Below are 24088 nucleotides of genomic sequence, written 5' to 3'. Positions count from 1 at the left end.
GATCACGAAGGAGACCAGATGGACATCCTCTTCCGCGGCGGCCGCGTCTTCACCCCGGACGGCGTCCGGGAGACGGCCGTGCTGGTGTCCGGCGGCCGGATCGCCGCCGTGGGCGCGGAGGGGGAGCTGGCCCGCCGCGCGCCGTCGCACGAGACGGTCGACCTGGCCGGCGGCCTGCTGACGCCCGGCTTCACCGACGCCCACATCCACCCGGTCCAAGCGGGCCTGGAGCGGGCGAAGTGCGACCTGTCGGAGGTCTACGGCCTGGACGCCTACCTCGCCGCGATCGACGCCTACGCCCGGCGCCACCCGGACAAGGAGTGGATCGACGGCGGCGGCTGGGACATGTCCGCCTTCCCCGGCGGCCTCCCCCACCGTTCCCAGCTCGACCACCTGGACCGGCCGGCCTACCTGATCCAGCGCGACCACCACGCCGCCTGGGTCAACGGCCGCGCCCTGGAGCGCGCCGGCATCACCAGGGACACCCCCGACCCGGCCGACGGCCGCATCGAGCGCGACCTCGACGGCACCCCGTCGGGCGTCCTGCACGAGGGCGCCATGGACCTCGTCGGCCTGCTCACCCCACGTCCCGCCCCCGGTGACCTGGACGCGGCGCTGGAGGACGCGCAGCGGCACCTGTTCTCGCTGGGCGTCACGGGCTGGCAGGACGCCATCGTGGGCTCGTACGCGGGCTCCGACGACCAGTTGCCCACCTACCTGTCCGCGGCCCGCCAGGGACGGCTCAGGGCCCGTGTGACGGGTGCCCTGTGGTGGGACAGAACCCGCGGCGCCGAGCAGATCGACGAGCTGGTGGCGCGCCGGGCCGAGGCGGAGGGCCTGGACCGGTTCCGGGCCGGCTCGGTCAAGATCATGCAGGACGGCATCACGGAGAACTTCACGGCCGCGACGCTGGAGCCGTACTGCCTGTGCGGCGGCACCGGCCTGTCCTACGTGGACCCCGCCAAGCTCCGCGAGTACGTCGCCGAGCTGGACCGGCTCGGTTTCCAGGTGCACTTCCACGCGATCGGCGAGCGCGCGGTCCGCGAGGCGCTGGACAGCTTCGAGGGCACCGACCCGGCCAACCGCCACCACATCGCGCACCTGCAGATCATCGAGCCGTCGGACGTGCCGCGCTTCGCGGCGCTCGGCGTCACGGCCAACCTCCAGCCGCTGTGGGCCACCCATCACGCCCAGATGGACGAGCTGACGCTGCCCTACCTTGGCGAGCCGCGCTCGTCGTGGCAGTACCCCTTCAGGGACCTGCTGGAGCACGGCACCCGCCTGTGCGCGGGCAGCGACTGGCCGGTGTCGGACGCCGACCCGATCCAGGGCATGCACGTGGCGGTCAACCGCACCGAGCCCGGCGGCTCGGTGCACGCGGGCTATCCGACGGCGCGCACGCCGTTCCTGCCGGGCCAGCGGCTCGACCTGGCCACGGCCATGGCCGCCTACACCTCCGGCTCGGCCTGGATCAACCGCTCACCCGCCGGCGTGATCGAGGCGGGCCGCCCGGCGGACCTGGTGGTGCTGGACCGCGACCCGTTCGCGCTGCCACCCGAGGAGATCTGGACCACCCGCGTGCGGATGACGTTCGTCGACGGCGAGCCGGTCCACCAGTAGCAGGCCCCGGACACGCGCGAACCCCCCGCCCTCACGGGCGGGGGGTTCGTCGTGACGCCGTCTACCAGGGGGACTTGTTGGCGCGCAGGCGCTCCAGTGCTTCCTCCAGGATCGCCTTGCCGTCCTTGTCGCTCCTGCGCTCCTTGACGTACGCGAGGTGCGTCTTGTACGGCTCGTTCCTCGGCGGGGCAGGGGGGTTCGACTCGTCCTGTCCGGCAGGGAGGCCGCAACGAGGGCAGTCCCACAGCTCGGGGACGGCCGCGTCACTGGCGAAACTGGGGCGCGTCTCGTGCATGTTGGCGCACCAGAACGAGACCCGCACTCTCGGAGCTGCCTCGCCGCGCTCGGCCTCCCCCATAGGGCCGGCGCCGACTCGGCTGCCACGGATCGCGTTGCCACTACCCACGGATGAACTCCTCGCTCGATCGCCCCGCGCGCGAACACGGGGGGAGAATCACTGTCACGCGTTGAACTTGTTGCTCAGGGCTTCACAAGCAGCCCGAGAGCGATGATGCAGACGAACCAGATGGTGCCCGTGATCACGGTCAGCCGGTCGAGGTTGCGCTCCACCACGGAGGAACCGCCGAAGTTCGACGAGAAACCGCCGCCGAACATGTCAGACAGGCCACCACCCTTGCCCTTGTGAAGCAGGACGAGCAGGATCATGAGAAGGCTCGCCAGGATGAGGGCGATGGAGATTCCGAGTTCCACGGTATGCCTGTTCCTTCAATGCTCTGTTACGCGTGACGATTCAAACTTGCCTTCTGAGGGTACGACGTACTGTCAAGTCGCACCCCCCGAACGGCTCTTTCAGCCAGGCATGTCGGAGAATCGGCAGATCTTGGCGAACTCCCCGGCGTCGATGCTGGCACCGCCCACGAGGGCGCCATCGACATCCGGTTGTGCCATGATTCCTGCGACATTTCCTGACTTGACCGAGCCTCCGTAAAGGATACGGACCGCCGAGGCCACTTCGGCGTCGTAGAGCTCAGCGAGTCTGATTCGCAATGCTCCGCACACCTCCTGGGCGTCGTCGGGGGTGGCCACCTCGCCGGTGCCGATCGCCCACACCGGTTCGTAGGCCACCACTATCGATTTTGCCTGCTCGGCCGAGATCTTGCGCAGAGCGCCGTCGAGTTGGCCGAGACTGTGCGCGATGTGACCGCCCTCTTGGCGCACCGCCAGGCCCTCGCCGACGCACAGGATGGGCGTGAGCGAGTGCCGGTAGGCCGCCTGGACCTTGGCGTTGACGACGTCGTCGTCCTCGCCGTGGTACTGGCGCCGCTCGGAGTGGCCGATGACGACGTAGGTGCAGCCCAGCTTGGCGAGCATGGGGCCGGACACCTCGCCGGTGTAGGCCCCGCCGTCGTGCGCGGAGAGGTCTTGGGCGCCGTAGACGATCCTGAGCTTGTCGCCGTCGACCAGGGTCTGGACGCTGCGCAGGTCGGTGAACGGCGGCAGGACGGCGACCTCGGTCCGGTCGAAGTCCTTGTCGTTGAGAGCGAAGGCCAGCTTCTGGACCAGCGCGATGGCCTCAAGGTGGTTGAGGTTCATCTTCCAGTTGCCCGCCATGAGCGGCTTGCGCTGCGACACCTACTCCTCCAGAGCGGCGAGTCCGGGGAGGGTCTTCCCCTCAAGGTATTCGAGACTGGCGCCGCCACCCGTGGAGATGTGCGAGAAGCCGTCCTCGGGCAGGCCGAGCCCGCGCACGGCGGCAGCGGAGTCGCCGCCGCCCACCACGGTGAAGGCGCCGGAGGCGATGAGCGCCTCGGCCACGGCCCTGGTGCCGCCGGAGAAGGCGTCGAACTCGAACACGCCCATCGGGCCGTTCCAGAAGACGGTCTTGGCGTCGGCCAGCTTGGCGGCGAACAGCTCGCGGGTCTTCGGCCCGATGTCGAGCCCCTCGCGGTCGGCCGGGATCGCGGTCGCCTCGACCGTCTCGTGCTCGGCGTCGGCGGCGAACTCGGTGGCGGCCAGCACGTCGACCGGCAGCACGAGCTCCACGCCGCGCTCGGCGGCCTCGGAGAGGAAGCCGCGCACCTGGTCGAGCTGGTCCTCCTGGAGCAGCGACCTGCCGACCTCGTGACCCTGGGCCTTGAGGAAGGTGTAGGCCATGCCGCCGCCGATGAGCAGCCGGTCGACCTTGGTGAGCAGGTTGGCGATGACGCCGAGCTTGTCGGAGACCTTGGCGCCGCCCAGCACCACGACGTACGGGCGCTCGGGCTGCTCGGTGAGCTTGCGCAGCACCTCGACCTCGGCGACGATCAGCCCGCCCGCCGCGTGCGGCAGGATCTTCGGCACGTCGTAGACGCTGGCGTGCTTGCGGTGCACCGCGCCGAAGCCGTCGCCCACGTAGAGCTCGGCGAGGCCGGCCAGCTGCTCGGCGAACGCGCCGCGCGCGGCGTCGTCCTTGGAGTCCTCGCCCGGCTCGAAGCGCAGGTTCTCCAGCAGCGCCACCTGGCCGTCCTGGAGCGCCTCGACCGTGGCGCGGGCGCTGTCGCCCACCACGTCGGTGGCGAAGGCGACGTCCTGGCCCAGCAGCTCGCCCAGGCGGACGGCGACCGGACGCAGCGAGTACTTCGGGTTGACCTGGCCCTTGGGCCTGCCCAGATGGGCGCAGACGACGACCCTGGCGCCGCGGCCGGCCAGCGCCTTGATCGTCGGCACCGACGCGCGGATGCGGCCGTCGTCGGTGATCGTCTCCCCGTCGAGGGGGACGTTGAGGTCGGCGCGCACCAGCACGCGCCGACCCTTCACGTCGAGATCGTCGAGCGTGCGCATGCTCTCATGCTCCTGTTCCCGCGGGGCGCGCGGCGCGCGCCCCGGCACATGGTCGTGGCCGGCCGGGGCCGGCCGGGTCAACCGGGTCAGAGCCCGCGGCCGACCAGCTCGATCAGGTCGACGAGGCGGTTGGAGTAGCCCCACTCGTTGTCGTACCAGCCGACGACCTTGACCTGGTTGCCGATGACCTTGGTGAGGCCGGCGTCGAAGATGCAGGAGGCCGGGTCGGTGACGATGTCGGAGGAGACGATCTGGTCCTCGGTGTAGGTGAGGATGCCCTTGAGCGGGCCCTCGGCGGCGGCCTTGACCGCGGCGTTGACCTCGTCGACCGTGACGTCGCGGCCGACCTCGACGGTGAGGTCGGTGGCCGAGCCCGTGGGGATCGGCACGCGCATCGCGAAGCCGTCCAGCTTGCCCTTGAGCTCCGGCAGCACCAGGCCGATGGCCTTGGCGGCGCCGGTCGAGGTGGGCACCACGTTGAGCGCGGCGGCGCGGGCGCGGCGCAGGTCCTTGTGCGGGCCGTCCTGCAGGTTCTGGTCCTGCGTGTAGGCGTGGATGGTGGTCATCAGACCCTTCTCGATGGTGAAGGAGTCGTGGATGACCTTGGCCATGGGCGCCAGGCAGTTGGTGGTGCAGGACGCGTTGGAGACGATCGTGTGCTTGGCCGGGTCGTAGGAGGAGTCGTTGACTCCCATGACGATCGTGACGTCCTCGTTCTTCGCCGGAGCGGAGATGATGACCTTCTTCGCGCCGTTGTCGGCGTGCGCCCTGGCCTTGTTGGCGTCGGTGAACAGGCCGGTCGACTCGACGACGACGTCCACGCCGAGGTCGCCCCAGGGCAGCTTGGCCGGGTCGCGCTCCTCGAAGACCTTGATCGCCTTGCCGTCGACGGTGATCTCGTCGCTGGTGGCCTTCACCTCGTAGGGCAGGCGGCCCAGGATGCTGTCGTACTTCAGAAGGTGGGCGAGCGTCGCGTTGTCGGTCAGGTCGTTGACCGCGACGATCTCGATGTCCTTGCCGCTGGCGGCGACAGCGCGCCAGAAGTTGCGGCCGATGCGGCCGAAGCCGTTGACGCCTACGCGGATGCTCACGCGATCTCCTCGAACAGATGGCGGGCTGAAACCTCAACCCGAACACTATCGGACCTAAATTGGTTTAGACCACTGCGACCCCCGCCCTGCGCACGCGGGTGCTACACACACTTTTTGCGACCTTCGAGTAAAGTGCCCGACTCATTAGAGTAAAATCGTGCATTCTCTGGGGGCTGAGATGTCACATAACCGGTCCGGGCTGCTTACCGGACTAGCGCTGGGCCTGATCGCGGCGCTCGTCGCCGCCGCCGCGCTGGGGGCGGCCGTGCTGTTCCAGAACCGCCTGCCCACAGGCGTCACGGCGTTCGGCAACGGGCACCCACTCTCGCTGGTGTCGTCCCTGCTGGTCGCGCTCCTGGTCGCGCTGGGGGCCGGCGCGGCCCGCCCGCGCGCGCTCACGCTGATCCCCGTGTCCGCCCTTTACGCCGGGGCCGCCATGGCCGCCGGGCAGGTGCTCGGCTCCTCGATCATGATCGGCGCCTCCCTGCGCACCCCGCCCGACGGACCCGACCCCGCCGCCCTGCCGGACGTCACCGTGGCGGACATCACATGGGACAACTTCACCGCCGGCCTCCCGCACGCGCCCAACCTCTACCGTGACCCGATCGCGGAGACCTGGGCCGCCTGGCTCTACCTCGCCGTCGCCGCCCTGGCCGCCCTCCTGCTGGTCACCCTGCGCGTCCTCGGCGTCCGCCGCGCCCACCGCCGCGGGGCGGAGACCGAGGGAGACGGCCGGGAGGAGGCGGAGTACCGCGCCCCCTTCGAACCCGCCCAGCCCCCGACCCAGCAGCCCACCACAGACCTGTTCGCTCCCCGCAAACCGGCCCGCGACTAACCCAGCCACCGGCCTCGCCGCCACGTCGCCACCACGTCGCCACCACGTCGCCGCCACGTCGCCGCCACCGCTTCGACGCCGCCACTTCGGCATCGCCGCCTTGGCACCGCCCTTTCAGCACCGCCACCTTGGCACCGCCCCTTCGGCACCGCCACCTCGGCATCGCTCCCGACGGCGAGGGGCGGCCCGCTGCCGGTGACGAAGGGCGCTCGCTTCCGGTGTCCGCGGGCGGCATCCGGCCTGGGCCTGCCGCGCGCCGGTCACATGCCGGTCGCCACACCGTCGCATGCGGGTCGCCACGCCAGCTGCGCACCAGCCGCTTGCCCATCGCCACGCCAGCCGCATGCCGGTCACCCACCACACCAGCCCACGCCGGTCTCCGCTCTGGTCGCCACGCTGGTCGCGCGACGGTCGCCATGAACCACGGAACCCGGCCGAGCAGGCGCTCGTCACGGCGAGCGCCCCGTGAGCCTTCACGACCGGCCATGACGGACGGGCACCCACGTCGGCGCGTGCGGCCGACCTGGCCTTGCCGTAAAGGATGGATCTAAAAAAGCGTCAGGGAGCAAGCATGTCGACGGTGAGGTTGGCCTCGGTGTTGGGGATGCCGAGATCGGACGCCCGCTTGTCCGCCATCGCCAGCAACCGCCTGATCCGCCCCGCGATCGCGTCCTTGGTCAGCGGCGGGTCGGCGATCTGCCCCAGCTCCTCCAGGGACGCCTGCTTGTGCTCCACCCGCAGCCGCCCGGCCACCACGAGGTGCTCAGGCGCCTCGTCGCCGAGGATCTCCAGCGCCCGCTGCACCCGCGCCCCGGCGGCGACCGCGGCCCTCGCCGAACGCCGCAGGTTGGCGTCGTCGAAGTTGGCCAGCCGGTTGGCGGTGGCCCGCACCTCGCGGCGCATCCGCCGTTCTTCCCAGGCCAGGACGCTGTCGTGCGCCCCCAGGCGGGTGAGCAGCGCGCTGATGGCGTCGCCGTCGCGTACGACGACCCGGTCCACGCCGCGCACCTCACGCGCCTTCGCGTGGATCTTCAGCCGCCGCGCCGAGCCCACGAGCGCCAGCGCCGCCTCGGGCCCCGGGCAGGTGACCTCCAGCGACATCGACCGTCCCGGCTCGGTGAGCGAGCCGTGCGCCAGGAACGCGCCACGCCAGGCCGCCTCGGCGTCACACGCGGCGCCGGCCACCACCTGCCGCGGCAGGCCGCGTACGGGACGGCCGTGGTTGTCGATCAACCCCGTCTGGCGGGCGAGCGCCTCGCCGTCGCGGTAGACGCGCACCACGTAACGGGAGCCCTTGCGCAGGCCGGCGGGGGCCAGCACGAGCACCTCCGCCTTGTGGCCGAACACCTCACCGATGTCCTTGATCAGGCGCCGCGCGGTGGCGTTGGTGTCGAGCTCCGCCTCGATCACGATCCGCCCGCCCACCAGGTGCAGGCCGCTGGCGAACCGCAGCAGCGTGGAAACCTCGGCCTTGCGGCAGCAGGGCTTCAGCACCGGCAGGCGGCTCAGTTCGTCTTTCACCACACCTGTCATCGCCATAAGCGTTTAGTCCTCTCCCCCATTCAGACCGGCTCACGCCAGTCTCTCGCACCTTCGCGCCACGCCGACCAGGATCAACGCTTCCGGAGGAAAATCTCGTCCAGGACGGAGGCAAGACGTCGTGGGTCGTGCCGGGGAGAGCCGTCGCCGGCCGCCACGTCGGCCATGACGAGCCGCGCGCCGAGCGCGGCGGCGGCCTTCTCCAGTGCGTCGGGGTCGTCGACCACGCCGGTGTCGGCGAGGACGACATCGATCGACAGGTCCGGCGCGTGCTGCCGGAGCACCTCCAGATGCTGCTGGGGGGAGAAGTCGTCGGTCTCGCCGGCCTGCGGCGCCAGGTTGAGCGTGACGAGCCGGCGGGCCCGGGTGGCGTGCAGGGCCCTCGCGAGTTCGGGCACTTTGAGGTGCGGCAGGACGCTGGTGAACCACGATCCAGGCCCGAACACCACCCAGTCGGCCTCCGACACCGCCGCCACGGCCTCGGGCCGCGCGGGCGGGTCCTCGGGCACGAGGGAGATGGCCTGGACGCGGCCGGGGGTCAGGGCGCACGCCACCTGGCCGCGTACGGTCGAGATGACGCCGTCGAGCTCCACCTCGGCGACGATGTCCAGCGGCACGGACGCCATCGGCAGCACCCGGCCGTGCGCGCCCAGCAGCCGCCCGACCCAGTCGAGCCCGGCCACCGGGTCGCCCAGCAGCTCCCACAGGGCCACGATCAGCAGGTTGCCGACGGCGTGCCCGTGCAGGTCGCCCTCGCTGCGGAAGCGGTGCTGCACCACCTCGCTCCAGGTGCTGCCCCATTCGTCGTCGCCGCACAGCGCCGCCAGCGCCATGCGCAGGTCGCCGGGCGGGAGCACGCCCAGCTCACGACGCAACCGGCCGCTGGAGCCGCCGTCGTCGGCGACGGTCACGACCGCGGTCAGCTCGTCGGTGACCATCCGTAATGCGGACAGGGACGCGAACAGCCCGTGCCCGCCCCCGAGCGCCACGACCCGTGGCCCTCTGCCGTCGGCGGGCGGGTCGTCGTCAGCGCGCGTGTCCGCCGGTGCCGCGACGCCGTCATCGGTCACTCCCGCCCCACATCCCGATGGCTCACCTGGACCTCCATGCCGCGGTCACGCAGCCGGGCGGCGACCTGCTCGGCCATGGCCACGCTGCGGTGCTTGCCACCCGTGCAGCCCACCGCGAGCGTCGCGTAGCTCTTGCCCTCGCGGGCGTAGCCGGACGCGACCACCTTCAGGACCTCCTCGTACGCGTCGAGGAACTCCTTGGCGCCCGGCTGCCCGAGTACGTAGTCGCTGACGGAGGCGTCGAGCCCGTTCATGGGCCGCAGCTCAGGCACCCAGTGCGGGTTGGGCAGGAACCGGCAGTCCACGACGAGGTCGGCGTCGACCGGCAACCCGTACTTGAAGCCGAAGGACACCACGTTGAGCCGCAGCCCCGGCCGGTCCTCCCCGCCGAAGTACGCGACGATCTTGTTGCGCAGGTCGTGGACGTTGTGCGAGGAGGTGTCGATCACCAGGTCGGCGTTGGCCCGCACCTCGCGCAGGATGCCCCGCTCGCGGGTGATGCCGTCGACCAGCCGCCCCTCGCCCTGCAACGGGTGGGGCCTGCGGACGTTCTCGAACCGGCGCACCAGCTCCTCGTCGCTGGCCTCCAGGAACACCACCCGCACCCGGACCCCGCGGGCCTCCAGCTCTTCGATGGCGGCGTTGAGGTCGGTGGTGAAGGCCAGGCTGCGCACGTCGACCACGGCGGCGACCTTGTCGGCGGCCAGCTTGACCTTGCCCGCCTCCTCTGCCATGGCGAACAGCAGCCCCGGCGGCAGGTTGTCGATGACGAACCAGCCCAGGTCCTCCAGGGCCTTGGCCGCCGTGCTGCGGCCCGCCCCGGACATGCCGGTCACGATGACGAACGCCGGGTCGGCGCTCATCTGCTCTTTCCGCCCGTCAGTCCGGTCACCGGCACTGCCCTCACGGCTGTCCATGTCAACGCCCTTCCCGGCCGGCGTCGCCCGCCGGCCCAGCGATCCGGGCGCATCCCGCACGGCGGCCCTCCGGCACGCCCGGCCCGGTCATCGCGGCACGCCATCCACCATAGCGGACGGCGGCGATCGCAGAGCGCGACGCGGCCCCTGCACGCCGTCGCCCTTTCACCCCGCTCCACCTTCCCGAGGCGCGACCTCCCCGGCTCCACCCCCGGCCACAAACCCCACCGCCTCGCTCCCCTCCCCGGAACCCGCCGCCACCTCAGCACCGCCCCCAGAACCCAGCGCCACCTCAGCCCCGTTCCCGGAACGCGTCGCCGCCTCAGCTCCGTTCCCGGAACGCGTCGCCGCCTCAGCTCCGTCTTCAGAACGCGCCGCCGCCTCAGTCCCGCCCCCAGAACCCGCCGCCACCTCAGCTGCTGTGTCCTTGGGGCCGGCGGCAGCGCTACCCGTCATGCCCTCCGGGGACGCGGGCCCGGCAGATCCGCCCGCCAGGGTGGCGACGATGACCTCGGCGATGGCCGGCCCGATGCCCGGCACCTCGCAGATCTCGGCCACGCTCGCCTCACGCAGCTTCTTCACCGACCCGAAGTGCTTGAGCAAAGCCTGCCGCCGCGCTGGCCCGAGCCCGGGAACGCCGTCGAGCGCGCTCTCCTTGACGCTGCGCGACCGCTTCGACCGGTGGTAGGTGATGGCGAAGCGGTGAGCCTCGTCACGCACCCGCTGCAGCAGATAGAGCCCTTCACTGGACCGAGGCATGATCACCGGCTGGTCGTCGTCCGGCAGCCAGACCTCCTCCAGCCGCTTGGCCAGCCCGCACACCGCCACGTCGTCGATGCCGAGCTCGTCGAGCGCGCGCTGGGCCGCGGCCGCCTGGGGGCCGGCGCCGTCGACCACGACCAGGTTGGGCGGGTAGGCGAACTTGCGCGGCCGGCCCGTCTCAGGGTCGATCGGGCCGTGAGCGCCCTCCCCGCCGTGCCCGCCGTCCTCGTCGTACTCGTCGGGGACCAGCTCGCCCGTGTCGGACCGTTCCTGCAGGTAGCGGCGGAACCGGCGGAGGATCACCTCGTGGATCGAGGCGACGTCGCCCTCCTTGGTCTTGACCGAGAAGCGCCGGTATTCGCTCTTGCGCGCCAGGCCGTCCTCGAAGACCACCATGGACGCGACGACGTTCTCGCCCTGCAGGTGGGAGACGTCGTAGCACTCGATGCGCAACGGCGCCTGGTCGAGGTCGAGCGCGTCGGCGATCTCCTGCAGCGCCTTGCTGCGGGTGGTGAGGTCGCTGGCTCGCCGGATCTTGTGCTGGGCCAGCGACTCCTTGGCGTTGCGCGCGACGGTCTCCATGAGCGTGCGCTTGTCGCCGCGCTGCGGCACGCGGACCTCGACGCGGGCCCGGCGCTGCTCGCTCAGCAGCTCGGCGACCGCCTCGCAGTCGGGCGGCAGAGCGGGTACGAGCACCTCACGCGGCATCGACTCGGCGCCGGCCTCGCCGTACATCTGCAGCAGGAACTGCTCGACCAGCTCGCCCGGCGTGGTCTCCTCGACCTTGTCGACCACCCATCCGCGCTGGCCGCGGATGCGCCCGCCGCGCACGTAGAAGACCATGACGGCGGCTTCGAGCGGGTCCTCGGCCAGGGCGATGACGTCGGCGTCGGTGCCCTCGCCGAGCACGACCGCCTGCTTCTCCAGCGCGCGCTGCAGCGCCTGGACGTCGTCCCTGAGCCGGGCGGCGCGCTCGTACTCCTGCTCGGAGGCGGCGGCGCGCATCTCCTTCTCCAGCCGCTTGATGAAGCGGCTGGTGTTGCCCGCCATGAAGTCGCAGAAGTCCTCCGCCAGCTCGCGGTGCTCGTCGGGGGTGACCCGGCCGACGCACGGCGCGGAGCACTTGTCGATGTAGCCGAGCAGGCAGGGGCGGCCGATCTGCCCGGCCCGCTTGAACACCCCGGCGCTGCACGTGCGTACGGGGAAGACGCGAAGCAGCAGGTCGACGGTCTCGCGGATGGCCCAGGCGTGCGAGTAGGGGCCGAAGTAGCGGGTGCCCTTGCGCTTGGCGCCGCGCATGACCTGCACGCGCGGGAAGTCCTCCCCCATCGTGACCGCGAGGTAGGGGTAGGACTTGTCGTCGCGGTATTTGACGTTGAAGCGCGGGTCGAACTCCTTGATCCAGGAGTATTCGAGCTGCAGCGCCTCGACCTCGGTGCCGACGACGGTCCAGTCCACGTCGGCGGCGGTGGTCAGCATCGACTGCGTGCGCGGGTGCAGCGCGGAGAAGTCGGCGAAGTACGAGTTGAGCCGCTGGCGCAGGCTCTTGGCCTTGCCGACGTAGATCACCCGGCCGTGGGCGTCCCTGAACCGGTAGACCCCCGGGGACTCGGGGATCGAACCCGGCTTCGGCCGGAAACTCACAGGACTGCGCGCAGATCTCGCCACATTTGAAGCCTAGTAGCCCCCACCGACAGACTCATCCGCCCACCAAGGAGCCCACCCCACCGCACCCCACCGCACGCCGCCGGCGCCGGGACACGAGGACGCGGGCCCGCCTTCGCGCCATGGGCGGACCCGCGTCCTCGCGCGCTCATCACCGTCGCTCAGGCGACCGTCAATCGGATCACCATCGGTCAGGCCAGGATGATCTGGTCACCCTCGACCTTGATCACCTGCTCCGGCAGCGGCCCCTGTGCAGGCCCGCCCGTCACAGCCCCGTCGGCGATGTTGAACTTGCTGTTGTGGCACGGGCAGACGATGGTGCCACCGTCGACGCTGCCCACCACGCACCCCTTGTGCGTGCAGACCGCGCTGAACGCCTTGAACTCCCCCTCGGTGGGCTGCACGACCACGATCTTCTGGTCCTTGAGGATCGTGCCGCCCCCCACGGGAATGTCGGCCGTCTTGGCCAGTGCTGCGCCGCCGGCCTGCGGCGCGCTGGACTCACCTGCGCCCGCCTTGGGCGCGGCAGAGCCGGTGGCATCGCCGCTGGTCGGCGCATCGGTGCCGGTCGCCGTGTCGGTGCCGCCACAGGCCGCGAGGGCCAGCGTGAGGCCACCTGCGCCGACGCCCGCTATCACTACCCGTCGGCTTCGAAGGTCATCTCCCATGCGGATCACCCAACCGCAGCCAGGTGAGAAATTCATGAGACCTGCATGAGAGACGCCCACCGGTCCGCTAAGCCAGGCGGATCTTGCCGCCGTCCACCGTGATCTTCTTCTCCTTGAGCGGCTCGGGCGCGGGTCCGTCGGTGACCGAGCCGTCCTCGATGCTGAACTTGCTGCCGTGGCACGGGCAGTTGATCGTCTTGTTCTGGACGGTGGCGACCGTGCAGCCCGCGTGCGTGCAGACCGCCGAGAACGCCTTGAAGTCGCCCTCCACCGGCTGCGTGACCACGATCTTCTGCGCCTCGAAGACCTTGCCGCCGCCCACCTCGATGTCGGAGGCGTCAGCCAGCGCCTTCTTGGCCGACTTCTTCTTCGGCGCCGCGGACGACGCCTCGTCGGCCGGCTCGTCCTCGGGCGCCGCGCTGGCCTCGGTCGTCGGCGTGCCGTAGCTCGCGCACGCCGTCAGGAACGCCGCGAGCCCGGCGCCTCCCGCGCCCAGCATCATCGTCCGGCGCGTCGTATCCGTCATGGTGCGTCCTCCCAGGTTGCTTCTCCTTCAGGTACGGGCAGCGCCCGCGCGCCGGTTCAGCGTGCCCGAACCCAATCCGGGGGACCACGTAGAAATACCTGCTCAGGCCACCACGATGCCGTCGCCTTCCACCTTGACCTCGATGGCGGTCAGCGGCGCGGTGGCCGGCCCTTTCTTGGGGGCGCCACTGTCGGCGGCGAACTCACTGCCGTGGCAGGCGCACGTGATGACGTTGTCCTTCGGCGTGCTGACGGTGCAGCCCTTGTGCGTGCAGGCCGCACTGAACGCCTTGTAGACGCCCTGCTGCGGCTGCGTCACCACGAGCTTCAGGTCGCCGAGGAGCTTGCCGCCGCCCACGGGCACGTCGGCCGTCTTGGCGATGACCTGCCCCTTCAGGGTGGGCCGCGACTTGGCGTCGCCCGTGCCGCAGGCGGCCAGCGCCACGCCGCACACCGCCACTCCTGCCACCCCCAGCACCTCACGCCGCCCGGGCACGCCCCCGGACCCCTGCGTGGACTCTCGCACGGACTCCCGCGCCGACCCCCGTCCGGCGCCACCGTCCTCGCGTCCGGCCACGCCACCGTCCTCGCGTCCGGCCATGTCACCCGCCGCCCGTCCGACCACGCCGCTCCGCTCCTGCAGCGTCGTGTCCTCAGGCCGCCCGATTCCAGGCATGGCTCCGCCCCGCTCCATAGCTGTCATGATCGCCTCGACCCTTCGCGTCGCCGCTGACCCCCTGCAGGTCAGGCCGTTACCCGTGCGACAACTGTATTGCCGTACCCCGCCGGTCCCGCCTCCGGGTACGGCTTCCCGGCGGGACCGGCGTCGGCTCAACCGGCGCTCGTAAAGGCGCTCAGACAGACAGGATCTTTCGCAGGAACCGCCCCGTGTGGCTCTCCTCGACCAGCGCGACCTCCTCCGGCGTGCCGCTGGCGACGAGCGTGCCGCCCCGCGAGCCGCCCTCGGGCCCCATGTCGATGATCCAGTCGGCCGTCTTGATGACATCGAGGTTGTGCTCGATGACGATGACGGTGTTGCCCCCGTCGACCAGCCGCCCGAGCACGCCCAGCAGCCTGCGGATGTCCTCGAAGTGCAGACCGGTGGTGGGCTCGTCGAGCACGTAGATCGTCCGGCCGGTCTGCCGCCGCTGCAGCTCGGAGGCGAGCTTGACGCGCTGCGCCTCGCCGCCGGAGAGCGTGGTGGCCGGCTGCCCGAGCCGTACGTAGCCGAGGCCCACGTCGTGCAGGGTCTGCAGGTGACGCCGGATCGCCGGGATGGCGTCGAAGAAGCCGAGCGCCTCCTCGATCGGCATGTCGAGCACCTCGGAGATCGTCCGGCCCTTGTAGTGGACCTCCAGCGTCTCCCGGTTGTAACGGGCGCCGTGGCAGACCTCGCAGGGGACGTAGACGTCCGGCAGGAAGTTCATCTCGATCTTGATGGTGCCGTCGCCCGCGCACGCCTCGCAGCGGCCGCCCTTGACGTTGAAGCTGAAGCGCCCGGGCTGGTAGCCGCGGACCTTGGCCTCCGTCGTGGCCGCGAACAGCTTGCGGACGTGGTCGAAGACGCCGGTGTAGGTGGCCGGGTTGGAGCGCGGGGTGCGCCCGATCGGCGACTGGTCGACGTGGACGACCTTGTCCACGAGGTCCATGCCGTTGATGCGCGAGTGCCGCCCCGGCACTGTGCGCGCCCCGTTGAGCTCCTTGGCCAGCGCGTTGTAGAGGATGTCGTTGACCAGCGTCGACTTGCCCGACCCCGACACACCGGTGACGGCGGTGAACACGCCGAGCGGGAAGTCGATGTCGACGCCCTTGAGGTTGTGCTCGCGCGCGCCCTTGACGGTGATCTGCCGCTTCTTGTCGCGCTTGCGCCGCCCGGACGGCACCTCGATGCTGCGCCGGCCCGACAGGTATTGCCCGGTCAGCGACTCCTCGCTGCTCAGCAGCTCCTGTACGGTGCCGGACACGACGACCTGGCCGCCGTGCTCGCCCGCGCCGGGGCCGATGTCGACCACCCAGTCGGCGGCGGCGATGGTGTCCTCGTCGTGCTCGACCACGATCAGCGTGTTGCCCATGTCGCGCAGCCTGACGAGCGTGTCGAGCAGCCGCAGGTTGTCGCGCTGGTGCAGGCCGATGGAGGGCTCGTCCAGCACGTAGAGGACGCCGACCAGGCCGGAGCCGATCTGCGTGGCCAGCCGGATGCGCTGGGCCTCGCCGCCGGCCAGGGTGGCCGCGGCGCGGTCCATGGTGAGGTAGTCGAGGCCCACGTCGAGCAGGAACCCGAGGCGGGCGTTGATCTCCTTGACCACCCGCTCGGCGATGTGCATGTCGCGGTCGGACAGCTTGAGCTCGGCCAGGAACCGGGCGCACTCGCCGATGGACATCGAGGCGACGTCGGCGATCGACTTCTCGGCCACCGTGACGGCCAGGGTGACCGGCTTGAGCCGGGCGCCCTTGCAGGCCGGGCACGGGATCTCGCGCATGTAGCCCTCGAACCGCTCGCGGCTCGAGTCGCTCTCCGCCTCGGCGTGGCGGCGCTGCACCCAGGTGATGACGCCGGTGTAGTCGGTGTAGTAGGAGCGCTGGCGGCCGTAGCGGTTGCTGTAGCGGACGTGGACCTGCTCGTCGCAGCCGTAGAGCAGGGCCTTCTGCGCCTTCTTCGGCAGTTGCTCCCACGGGGTGTCGAGGCCGAAGCCCATGGTGTTGCCCAGGGCCTCGATCATCCGTACGAAGTATTCGCTGGTGTGGCCGCCGGACCACGGGTGCAGCGCGCCCTCGCGCAGCGTGCGCTCCGGGTCGGGCACCACCAGGTCGGGGTCGACCTCCATCTTGGTGCCGAGGCCGGTGCACTCGGGGCAGGCGCCGAACGGGGAGTTGAAGGAGAACGAACGCGGCTCCAGCTCCTCGAACGACAGGTCGTCATAGGGGCAGTAGAGGTGCTCGGAGTAGAACCGCTCACGGCCCGGGTCGTCCTCGGGCAGGTCGACGAAGTCGAGGGTGATCGTGCCGCCGGACAGCTGCAGCGCCGTCTCGACGGAGTCGTTGAGCCTGCGGCGCGCCGACTCCTTGACCGACAACCGGTCGACGATGACCTCGATGTCGTGCTTCTCGTACTTCTTCAGTGTCGGCGGCTCCTCCAGCCGCACCACCGTGCCGTCGACCCTGGCCCGCGCGAAGCCCTTGGTCTGCAGCTCGCGGAACAGCTCGGCGTATTCGCCCTTGCGCCCGCGCACGACCGGCGCGAGCACCTGGAAGCGGGTGCCCTCGTCGAGGTCCATCACGCGGTCGACGATCTGCTGCGGCGTCTGGCGGGCGATGGGGCGCCGGCACACGGGGCAGTGCGGCTTGCCGATGCGGGCCCACAGCAGGCGGAGGTAGTCGTAGACCTCGGTGATGGTGCCGACGGTCGAACGGGGGTTCTTGCTGGTGGCCTTCTGGTCGATCGACACCGCGGGCGACAGGCCCTCGATGAAGTCGACGTCGGGCTTGTCCATCTGGCCGAGGAACTGGCGGGCGTACGCCGACAGCGACTCGACGTAGCGCCGCTGGCCCTCAGCGAAGATCGTGTCGAAGGCCAGGCTCGACTTGCCCGAGCCGGAAAGGCCGGTGAAGACGATCAGCGAGTCTCGCGGCAGATCGAGCGAGACGTCCTTGAGGTTGTGTTCTCGTGCACCACGCACGATCAGGCGGTCGGCCACGGCGATCCCGGTAGTCGAAAGGCGGATAGGTCCACGGGGGATGGTAGACGGGGGCTCCGACAATTTCGGCGGCCCGCGGTGCGTCCTCCGAAAACCCGTCCCTCTCAGATTACGGCCATCCGGCAGCTCGCCAGGATGCCTTCGGAACTCAACGCCTTGACCTGGAGTTTTATGCCCTGACGGGACGTGGCCGGGCCGCCGGCCGACATGCCGGTCCGGCGCGCGGGGAGATCCAGGGGTGAGGGCGTTAGGCTGGTGCTCGTGGGGCGGACGTTCCTGCCCGGCCGCGCGGGGTGGTCCTCACCCCCGCCGTCGTGGCCGACGATGCCGGCCCCGCTGATCTGCCCGCGACGCCCCCGAGAAGGACTGTTCATGACCTACACAGGTGACGTCCAGGTCGGCGGTCCCGCCGACGTGCGCGAGCTGCCCGCGCTGACCATCTCCAAGCTCGCCGTCGGCCCGTTCGACAACAACGCCTATCTGCTGCGCTGCACGGAGACCGGTGAGGGCCTGCTCATCGACGCCGCCGCCGAGGCCGACCGCCTGCTCGCGCTGATCGCCGACCAGCCGCTCGGCGCGATCGTCACGACGCACCAGCACGGCGACCACTGGCAGGCGCTGGAGCAGGTGGCCAAGGTGACGGGCGCCCAGGTGATCGCGCATCCGCTCGACGCCCCCGCGCTCCCGGTGCCGGCCGGCCGCACGGTCGAGCACGGCGAGACGATCCCGCTGGACGGCGTCTCGCTGGAGGTCATCCACCTGCGCGGTCACACGCCGGGCTCCATCGCCCTGCTGTACGACGGCGGCGAGGCGGGGCCGCACCTGTTCACCGGCGACTCGTTGTTCCCGGGCGGGGTCGGCAACACCTGGAAGGACGCCGAGCGCTTCACCCAGCTCTACGACGACGTGGTCACCCGCGTCTTCGACCGCCTGCCGGACGAGACCTGGGTCTACCCGGGCCACGGCAAGGACACCACTCTCGGCGCCGAGCGTCCCTCCCTGCCGGAGTGGAAGGCCCGGGGCTGGTAGCCGCGCCGGCTGCGAGGTCAGCGGCGGGCGGGTGCGCGCGGAGCGTCGCCGTCAGCCCGCGCGCTGCTCCTGCTCCATGGCCGGCTCGCCGAGATGCCACGTACGCGGGCGGGTGCTCGCGCGGCGTCGCCGACCTGGATCCATCAAAAAAGCCGAATTATGCCGAAAAATCCCGTCAATTGTGGATTCGCTCGGCCACCCGGCGCTGCTCCCGCTTGTAGAACATCATCCGCAGCGGGATCGCCGCCACGAGCGCGATCTGCATGGTCGCACCGATCTTGATCGGCAGGTCACCGCCCTCGGGCCAGGCCACCCAGAAGGTGAGGAAGGCCACGTTGACCATGATCCAGCCGAGGACGACCGCCGCGAGCTGCCCCTTCGGCTTGGGGTACTCGATCCGGCTGACCATCAGCCAGGCCACGCCGAGCACGCCGATCAGCGTCCAGATGCTCGGCTGGAACAGCAGCACGATCGAGATCACCGTCATGGCGCCCATCGGGATGGGCAGCCCCATGAAGTCGCCGCTCTTGGTCTTGACGCAGGCGAACCTGGCCAGCCGTACGACACCGGCGACCAGCACGGACGCCGCCGCCACGAGCACCGCCGCGAACGGCACCTGCTCGGTGAACCCGCCCCAGATCACCACCATGAACGCGGGCGCGAACCCGAAGCTGATGACGTCGGCGAGGTTGTCGAGCTCGGCGCCCATCGCCGAGGCACGGAAGCGCCGCGCCACGAGGCCGTCGAACAGGTCGCACGTGGCGCCGATGAGCAGCAGCACGATCGCGGTGGCGAAGTAGCTCGGATCGGGCGTGAAGCGCCCGCCCGCGACCTGGAGCTGCTGGATGGCGGAGTAGGCGAGCACGCAAACGGCGAGGAAGCCGCAGACCGCGTTGCCGAGCGAGAGCGAGTCCGCCGCGGAGAGGCGGAAGGCCTTGCCGACCGGGCCCCGCGGTTCTTCCTCGCTCGCCTGCCAACTGCCGGCGTCAGCCGCGGTCAATTCTGGTCACCCCCGCAACCGTCTTCTCGCCCACGGACACCGCGGGCGAGATCCCTTCGGGTAGGTAGATGTCGACCCGCGAGCCGAACCGGATGAGCCCGATCCGGTCGCCCTGCGCGACCTTCGCGCCCGCGGTCAGATAGGGCACGATCCTGCGCGCGACCGCACCCGCGATCTGCACCATCTCGATGTCACCCAGCGCGGTCTCGAAATGCCACACCACACGCTCGTTCTGGTCGCTGTCCTTGTTGAACGCCGGCAGGAACCCACCTGCCACATGCTGCACGGAGGCGACATTTCCCGCAAGAGGGGCGCGGTTGACGTGCACGTTCAGTGGACTCATGAAGATCGCGACCCGGGTGCGGCCGTCGGGCCAGGGGTCGATGCTCTGCACCACGCCGTCGGCGGGCGACAGGACGCGCCCCTGTCCGAGGGTCCGGTCCGGGTCGCGGAAGAACCAGAGCATTCCCCCGGTGAGCGCGCTCAACGGCACCGCCGCGAGCGCCCATCGCCGGTCCTTGCGCGTCAGCAGCGCGGTGGCGGCCGCCGTGGCCGCCGTCGGGAGAAGCCACGGGGAGACCCCGCGTGCGAGCCGGATGCGGCTCGACTTAGCAGAATCGTCTGACACGTACAACCTTTGGTGGTGACTGGACTGGGCGCTTTGCCATGATGTTACAGAACTCGCAACTATTACACGGCACGGCTACACAAAGCAAAGCGCCTCGAAGCCCATCACGCTAGACCTGCTCAGGATGCGGCTGCTCGCCCCTCCGCGCGTCGATGCGCGCCTTGATCAGGCTGGCCCCGGTGGTGATCACCATGGTGGTGCCGATGACCGTGAGCGAGACCCAGATGGGAATTTCGGGCGCCCAGGAGACATTGCTGGAGTGCAACGCTTCCAATACCAGCTTAACCCCGATGAACCCGAGAATGAACGCCAAACCGTAGCTGATGTACACCAGCCGCTGCAGCAGTCCGCCCAGGAGGAAGTACAGCTGACGCAGCCCCATCAGGGCGAACGCGTTGGCCGTGAAGACGATGTAGGGGTCCTGCGTGAGCCCGAAGATGGCCGGAATCGAGTCGAGCGCGAACAGCAGGTCGGTGGTGCCGATGGCGATCATCACGATGAGCATCGGGGTGACCATGCGCTGGCCGTCGATCTTGACGGTGATCTTCGATCCGGCGTAGCCCTCGGTGGTCGGGAATGCCTTGCGCACCCAGCGGAGCAGGAGGTTCTCGTTGAACTCCTCCTCCTCGCCCTTGAGGTGCTGGCGGACGATGTTGACCGCGGTGTAGACGAGGAAGGCGCCGAAGACGTAGAACAGCCAGCTGAAGCGCTCCAGCGCCGCCGCCCCGAGCGCGATGAAGATGCCGCGCATGACCAGCGCCAGCAGGATGCCGACGAGCAGCACCTTGTGCTGGTAGGCCCGCGGGACGGCGAACCTGCTCATGATGATGAAGAAGATGAACAGGTTGTCGACACTGAGGCTGTATTCGGTGATGTAGCCGGCGAAGAACTCCCCGGCCTTGTCGCCGCCGAGAGTGGCCCACAGCCCCACCCCGAACGCGATGGCCAGAATGACGTAGAACGTCACCCAGTAGCCGGCCTGCCTCATGGAGAACTCGCGGGCTTCGCCCCGGTCCACGATCCACAGGTCGATGGCGATCACGAGCAGGAGTCCGCCGATCACGGCCAGCCAAGCCCACAGGGGTACCATGATGTTCCAAACCTCCGGCATGCAGGACTCAGTGCCGGAGGTCTCTCCCGCCCGCGAACCGCGGACCGGCAGCCCCGGGGGCCCCGTGGAGCGGGGCTGCACCGTGATGACGAGGCTGTCGCGAAGGGATACTCCCCTCCCTAACCCAGGCAGTATACGAGAACGTCTTGACCTGACCTAATCATCCCGTGGCATCCGCACTGTCTCGTACACGACCAGGACATTCTCCGTCGCTTCGTCGCCGTCCGGCATCTCCTGTCCTCGCCGCACGGCCGCCGCCGACAACCGTTCCGCGGTCCCGGGCTCCTCCAGAAACGTCCGTACGGCCTCGCGCAGCGCGCGGACGTCCCCGTAAGGGACGAGAATTCCGGCATCTCCCACGATCTCCGGAATTCCCCCTACGGCGGTGGCTATCACCGGCTTCCCGGCCATGAGCGCCTCCCTGATGCTGAGGGGCTGGCCCTCCCAGCGGGTGGCGGTCACCACCGCGGTCGCCGCGCCGAGCAGGTCGGGCACGTCGTCGCGGTTGCCGAGCAGCGTCACAGGCAGCCCCTCGGTCGCGATCCGCCGCTCCAGCTCCCCGCGCAACGGCCCTTCCCCGGCGACCACGAACAGCGGCCTCCCCCGCCCCGTCCTGCCCTCGCCGTCGGCCGGGGCCTCCTCCCACGGCCCGGCGGCGACATCGAGCAGGGTCTCCAGGCCCTTCTGCTGGGCCAGCCGCGCGACCGTCAGCAGGATGGGCCGCTCCCCCGCGCCCAGCTCGTCCGCGACCTCGCGCGGGGTGCGCTTCGCCGGGCGCAGCGGCGGCGCGGGCACCACGGCGGCCCGTACGTCCCGCGCCCCGAGCGCCGTCATGCGGTCGCCGAGGTCGGGCGAGACCACCAGCACCCGGTCGGCCCGCCTGGCCACGATCCGCTCCAGCACGCCGTAGACGAACCCGACGAGCCCGCCCGCGGTCAGCGCGTTGTGCAGCGTCACCACCAGCGGCCGGCGCCGCCCCCATCCGCCGAGCGCCGCCAGCGCCCCGGCGCGCAGCCCGTGGGCGTGCACGACGTCGGCGTCCCGCGTCACCCGCCGCAGCGCGAGCACCGCGCGCACGTCGGCCACCGGACGGGGCCGGTCCGCCACGGCCACCTCCACGAAGCGCGCCCCTGTCTCGCCGTACGCGAACTGCTCCTCCACGCTGCGCGGCCCCGCCACGAGCACCTGATGCCCCCGCCGCGTCAGCCCTTCGGCCAGCATCCGCACGTGCCGACCCGTACCGCCGGACGTGGTGCCCAGCACGAACGCCACCCGCACGCCCACCCCTCCCTCAGTCCAACCCTCACCAACAACCAGCCGAACTCCGGCCCCTCACCCCACCGCCCGTCCCTCACCTACCACCAGCCGGCCCCGGCCCCTCACCTCTCGCCGCCCCCACACCACCGGTGCTCTGCACCGACCTCACAGTGCCGACGGCCGCTCCAGTTCGACGACGCTTGGTGCTGACAGCCCATCAACGGCCTGCCCGCCCATCAGCCCCGGCGGCGGCGGAGCAGCGCGGTCACCGCGGCGGCGTCGGGCCGGTCCGTCACGGCCACGACCGCGCCGCCCACGCCCACCGCCACCACGGCGGCGAGCACCGCGGCGCCCACGTTCGCCCAGATCCCCTCGGCACCGAGCCAGCCGGCCACGGCGTCGCCGGCGAGGTAGCCCAGCACCCCGCCGCCGGCCGCCGCCCCCAGGGCCCGTCCAAGTCCGGCCGCGGCGCCGCCGCCCCGCGCCCGTACGACGGCGGCCAGCAGGAGCGCCCCTCCCGCGGTCATGCCGACGCTCATCCCGAGCGCCATCCCGCCGATCTGCCACCCTTCGGGCAGCGCCAGCGCGAGACCGGTCTGCGCGACCATCGTCACCGCCCATCCCGCCACGGTGCCGGCCGCCGCCTCCCGCCCGCGCCCGGCCGCGTACAGCACCCGGCTGAGCTGCGCGATGAGCCCGTAGCCCACCAGTCCCGGCGCGAACAGCGCGACCGCCCGCGCCAGATCCACGGCCGGCACCTCGCTCTTCATGCCGAGGAACACGACCGCTCCCGGCCCGGAGGCCGCCGCCAGCACGCCTGCCGCCAGCCCCGACACCAGCACCACGGCCCGCGTGGTGCTTGACGCCAGCCTCGCGAACGCCTCGGGGTCCCCGGCCTGCGCGGACAGCCGGGGGAACGCGCTGGTGGCGATGGGCACGGCCAGCACCGCGTACGGCACCAGATAGATCGCCCACGCGTAGTTGTAGACCGCGATCGCCCCGGTGCCGACCACCTTGTTGGCCAGCAGCACCACCACGATCATGGCCGCCTGCTGCGCCAGCAGCGCCGCGACGCCCGCGAGCGCGAGCCGGCGCACCTGCCCGGCCACTCCCTCGGGGAAGCGCAGCACCGGCCGCCACCGCAGCCCCAGCCGCGCCGTCGGCCCGAGCACGGTGAGCACCAGCGACAGCACCCCCAGGCTGGTGCCCACGGACAGCGCCAGCTCAGCCGGCCCGGGCACGGAGGCCGGATCGCTGTCGCCGCCGCTGAGCGGCACGAACATCAGGTATGCCACGATCACCACGATGCTCGACACGAGCGGCGCCACCGCGGGCCCGGCGAAGCGGTGGTGCGCCTGCAGCACGCCGTAGAGCACGACGGCGACGCCGTACAGCGGGATCTGCGGCGCGAACACCACGAGCATGCGCGTTGCCACGGACGTGACCGCCTCGACGTCGAGGCACCCTTCGAGCTGCGACCCGAAGAACAGGCCGATGACCGGCCCGGCGAACACCGCGGTGAGCACCGCCAGCGGCACCAGCACCACGACCACCCAGGTCAGCAGCGCAGAGCCGATCCAGCCGGCCCGCTCACGGTCGTCCTCGCCCCCGCCGGCGTGCCGGGCCAGCACCGGCACGACCATCCCGGCCAGCGCCCCGCCGACGACCACCTCGAAGACGATGTTGGGGATCTGGTTGGCCGTCATGTAGGCCGAGGCCAGGCAGTTGGTGCCGACGGTCTGCGCGAAGGCGTACTGCTTGGCGAAGCCCGCGACGCGCGCGAGCACCGTGATGGCCCCGATGAGCACGGCCCCGCCGGCCACTCCCCGCGCCGTCACGACTCCCATCCGGCCTCCCTCGCCCCCGCGCGGACTTTCCGCGCGGACATCATCCTG

The 24088-nt window shown here is 70.9% G+C and carries 20 protein-coding genes and 1 pseudogene; 3 read left to right on the top strand and 18 right to left on the bottom strand.

Translation table 11 applies throughout. The annotated features are described in order from the left end of the window. Positions 1-18: 18 nt before the first annotated feature. Positions 19-1620: an amidohydrolase gene (locus BMW85_RS28155; RefSeq protein ID WP_091087236.1), complete on the top strand. Its 1602-nt coding sequence runs from the start codon at positions 19-21 to the stop codon at positions 1618-1620. Positions 1621-1681: 61 nt separating this feature from the next. Here the strand turns inward: BMW85_RS28155 and BMW85_RS28150 are convergent, their stop codons facing one another. From BMW85_RS28150 to gap, 5 genes are all read right to left on the bottom strand, one after another. After that, positions 1682-2026 (bottom strand): RNA polymerase-binding protein RbpA, encoded by a 345-nt coding sequence (locus BMW85_RS28150; RefSeq protein WP_084685755.1) that lies wholly within the window; start codon positions 2024-2026, stop codon positions 1682-1684. A gap of 74 nt (positions 2027-2100) precedes the next feature. Further along, entirely contained in the window at positions 2101-2331 is a 231-nt protein-coding gene (secG, locus tag BMW85_RS28145) for a preprotein translocase subunit SecG (protein WP_020544771.1), read from the bottom strand. A 99-nt stretch (positions 2332-2430) separates the two neighbouring features. Further along, a complete protein-coding gene (tpiA, locus tag BMW85_RS28140) occupies positions 2431-3213 on the bottom strand; it encodes a triose-phosphate isomerase (protein WP_091087234.1) in 783 nt (260 codons plus the stop codon). Then, a complete protein-coding gene (locus BMW85_RS28135; RefSeq protein WP_091087232.1) occupies positions 3214-4401 on the bottom strand; it encodes a phosphoglycerate kinase in 1188 nt (395 codons plus the stop codon). Positions 4402-4487: 86 nt separating this feature from the next. Next, positions 4488-5492 carry a type I glyceraldehyde-3-phosphate dehydrogenase gene (gap, locus tag BMW85_RS28130; RefSeq protein WP_091087229.1) on the bottom strand — a complete coding sequence of 335 codons (1005 nt, stop codon included), beginning with the start codon at positions 5490-5492 and terminating at the stop codon, positions 4488-4490. Between the two features lie 178 nt (positions 5493-5670). Between gap and BMW85_RS28125 the strand changes: the two genes are divergently transcribed. After that, entirely contained in the window at positions 5671-6327 is a 657-nt protein-coding gene (locus tag BMW85_RS28125; protein WP_091087228.1) for a hypothetical protein, read from the top strand. A gap of 558 nt (positions 6328-6885) precedes the next feature. Here BMW85_RS28125 and whiA read toward each other — a convergent pair. From whiA to uvrA, 8 genes and pseudogenes are all read right to left on the bottom strand, one after another. Continuing rightward, the gene (gene whiA, locus BMW85_RS28120; protein WP_026214667.1) at positions 6886-7866 is read right to left on the bottom strand and encodes a DNA-binding protein WhiA; all 981 of its coding nucleotides are present in this window, start codon (positions 7864-7866) and stop codon (positions 6886-6888) included. A gap of 74 nt (positions 7867-7940) precedes the next feature. Beyond that, entirely contained in the window at positions 7941-8936 is a 996-nt protein-coding gene (locus tag BMW85_RS28115; RefSeq protein WP_393188695.1) for a gluconeogenesis factor YvcK family protein, read from the bottom strand. Further along, the gene (rapZ, locus tag BMW85_RS28110) at positions 8933-9799 is read right to left on the bottom strand and encodes an RNase adapter RapZ (protein ID WP_091087225.1); all 867 of its coding nucleotides are present in this window, start codon (positions 9797-9799) and stop codon (positions 8933-8935) included. Before rapZ ends, BMW85_RS28115 begins: the two co-directional genes overlap by 4 nt. 540 nt (positions 9800-10339) lie before the next feature. After that, positions 10340-12259: pseudogene (gene uvrC, locus BMW85_RS28105) on the bottom strand (excinuclease ABC subunit UvrC); the annotation flags it as partial. Positions 12260-12471: 212 nt separating this feature from the next. Then, positions 12472-12948, bottom strand: coding sequence for a Rieske (2Fe-2S) protein (locus BMW85_RS28100; protein ID WP_091087223.1), 477 nt, complete (start codon positions 12946-12948; stop codon positions 12472-12474). Between the two features lie 67 nt (positions 12949-13015). After that, positions 13016-13474, bottom strand: a complete 459-nt coding sequence (locus tag BMW85_RS28095) for a Rieske (2Fe-2S) protein (protein WP_091087221.1) — start codon at positions 13472-13474, stop codon at positions 13016-13018. A gap of 102 nt (positions 13475-13576) precedes the next feature. Continuing rightward, entirely contained in the window at positions 13577-14167 is a 591-nt protein-coding gene (locus tag BMW85_RS51365) for a Rieske (2Fe-2S) protein (RefSeq protein WP_245775116.1), read from the bottom strand. Between the two features lie 160 nt (positions 14168-14327). Then, positions 14328-17168 (bottom strand): excinuclease ABC subunit UvrA, encoded by a 2841-nt coding sequence (uvrA, locus tag BMW85_RS28085; RefSeq protein WP_091087218.1) that lies wholly within the window; start codon positions 17166-17168, stop codon positions 14328-14330. Between the two features lie 372 nt (positions 17169-17540). Between uvrA and BMW85_RS28080 the strand changes: the two genes are divergently transcribed. Continuing rightward, positions 17541-18197: an MBL fold metallo-hydrolase gene (locus BMW85_RS28080; protein ID WP_091087215.1), complete on the top strand. Its 657-nt coding sequence runs from the start codon at positions 17541-17543 to the stop codon at positions 18195-18197. Positions 18198-18372: 175 nt separating this feature from the next. Here BMW85_RS28080 and pssA read toward each other — a convergent pair whose 3' ends face one another. The 5 genes from pssA to murJ all read right to left on the bottom strand — a co-directional run bounded on the left by pssA (position 18373) and on the right by murJ (position 24040). Beyond that, entirely contained in the window at positions 18373-19197 is an 825-nt protein-coding gene (gene pssA / locus BMW85_RS28075; protein ID WP_091087212.1) for a CDP-diacylglycerol--serine O-phosphatidyltransferase, read from the bottom strand. After that, positions 19184-19825 (bottom strand): phosphatidylserine decarboxylase, encoded by a 642-nt coding sequence (locus tag BMW85_RS28070; RefSeq protein ID WP_091087209.1) that lies wholly within the window; start codon positions 19823-19825, stop codon positions 19184-19186. Before BMW85_RS28070 ends, pssA begins: the two co-directional genes overlap by 14 nt. Positions 19826-19934: 109 nt before the next feature. After that, entirely contained in the window at positions 19935-20915 is a 981-nt protein-coding gene (locus BMW85_RS28065; RefSeq protein ID WP_091087754.1) for a TerC family protein, read from the bottom strand. 177 nt (positions 20916-21092) lie between these two features. Continuing rightward, complete coding sequence (locus tag BMW85_RS28060; protein WP_091087753.1) at positions 21093-22214, bottom strand: glycosyltransferase family 4 protein; 1122 nt, start codon at positions 22212-22214, stop codon at positions 21093-21095. A 215-nt stretch (positions 22215-22429) separates the two neighbouring features. Next, positions 22430-24040: a murein biosynthesis integral membrane protein MurJ gene (gene murJ, locus BMW85_RS28055; protein ID WP_091087206.1), complete on the bottom strand. Its 1611-nt coding sequence runs from the start codon at positions 24038-24040 to the stop codon at positions 22430-22432. Between the last annotated feature and the right edge of the window lie 48 nt (positions 24041-24088).

Source organism: Nonomuraea wenchangensis (assembly GCF_900111685.1).
Classification (GTDB): domain Bacteria; phylum Actinomycetota; class Actinomycetes; order Streptosporangiales; family Streptosporangiaceae; genus Nonomuraea; species Nonomuraea wenchangensis.
This window is presented reverse-complemented; position numbering and strand designations above follow the sequence as displayed.

Coding starts and splice junctions, on each gene's coding strand:
- BMW85_RS28100 (WP_091087223.1), bottom strand. CDS start 12,948: ATGGGAGATGACCTTCGAAGCCGACGGGTAGTGATAGCGGGCGTCGGC.
- BMW85_RS28155 (WP_091087236.1), top strand. CDS start 19: ATGGACATCCTCTTCCGCGGCGGCCGCGTCTTCACCCCGGACGGCGTC.
- whiA (WP_026214667.1), bottom strand. CDS start 7,866: ATGGCGATGACAGGTGTGGTGAAAGACGAACTGAGCCGCCTGCCGGTG.
- BMW85_RS28095 (WP_091087221.1), bottom strand. CDS start 13,474: ATGACGGATACGACGCGCCGGACGATGATGCTGGGCGCGGGAGGCGCC.
- BMW85_RS51365 (WP_245775116.1), bottom strand. CDS start 14,167: ATGGAGCGGGGCGGAGCCATGCCTGGAATCGGGCGGCCTGAGGACACG.
- BMW85_RS28135 (WP_091087232.1), bottom strand. CDS start 4,401: ATGCGCACGCTCGACGATCTCGACGTGAAGGGTCGGCGCGTGCTGGTG.
- BMW85_RS28080 (WP_091087215.1), top strand. CDS start 17,541: ATGACCTACACAGGTGACGTCCAGGTCGGCGGTCCCGCCGACGTGCGC.
- murJ (WP_091087206.1), bottom strand. CDS start 24,040: ATGGGAGTCGTGACGGCGCGGGGAGTGGCCGGCGGGGCCGTGCTCATC.
- rapZ (WP_091087225.1), bottom strand. CDS start 9,799: ATGAGCGCCGACCCGGCGTTCGTCATCGTGACCGGCATGTCCGGGGCG.
- BMW85_RS28065 (WP_091087754.1), bottom strand. CDS start 20,915: ATGGTACCCCTGTGGGCTTGGCTGGCCGTGATCGGCGGACTCCTGCTC.
- BMW85_RS28125 (WP_091087228.1), top strand. CDS start 5,671: ATGTCACATAACCGGTCCGGGCTGCTTACCGGACTAGCGCTGGGCCTG.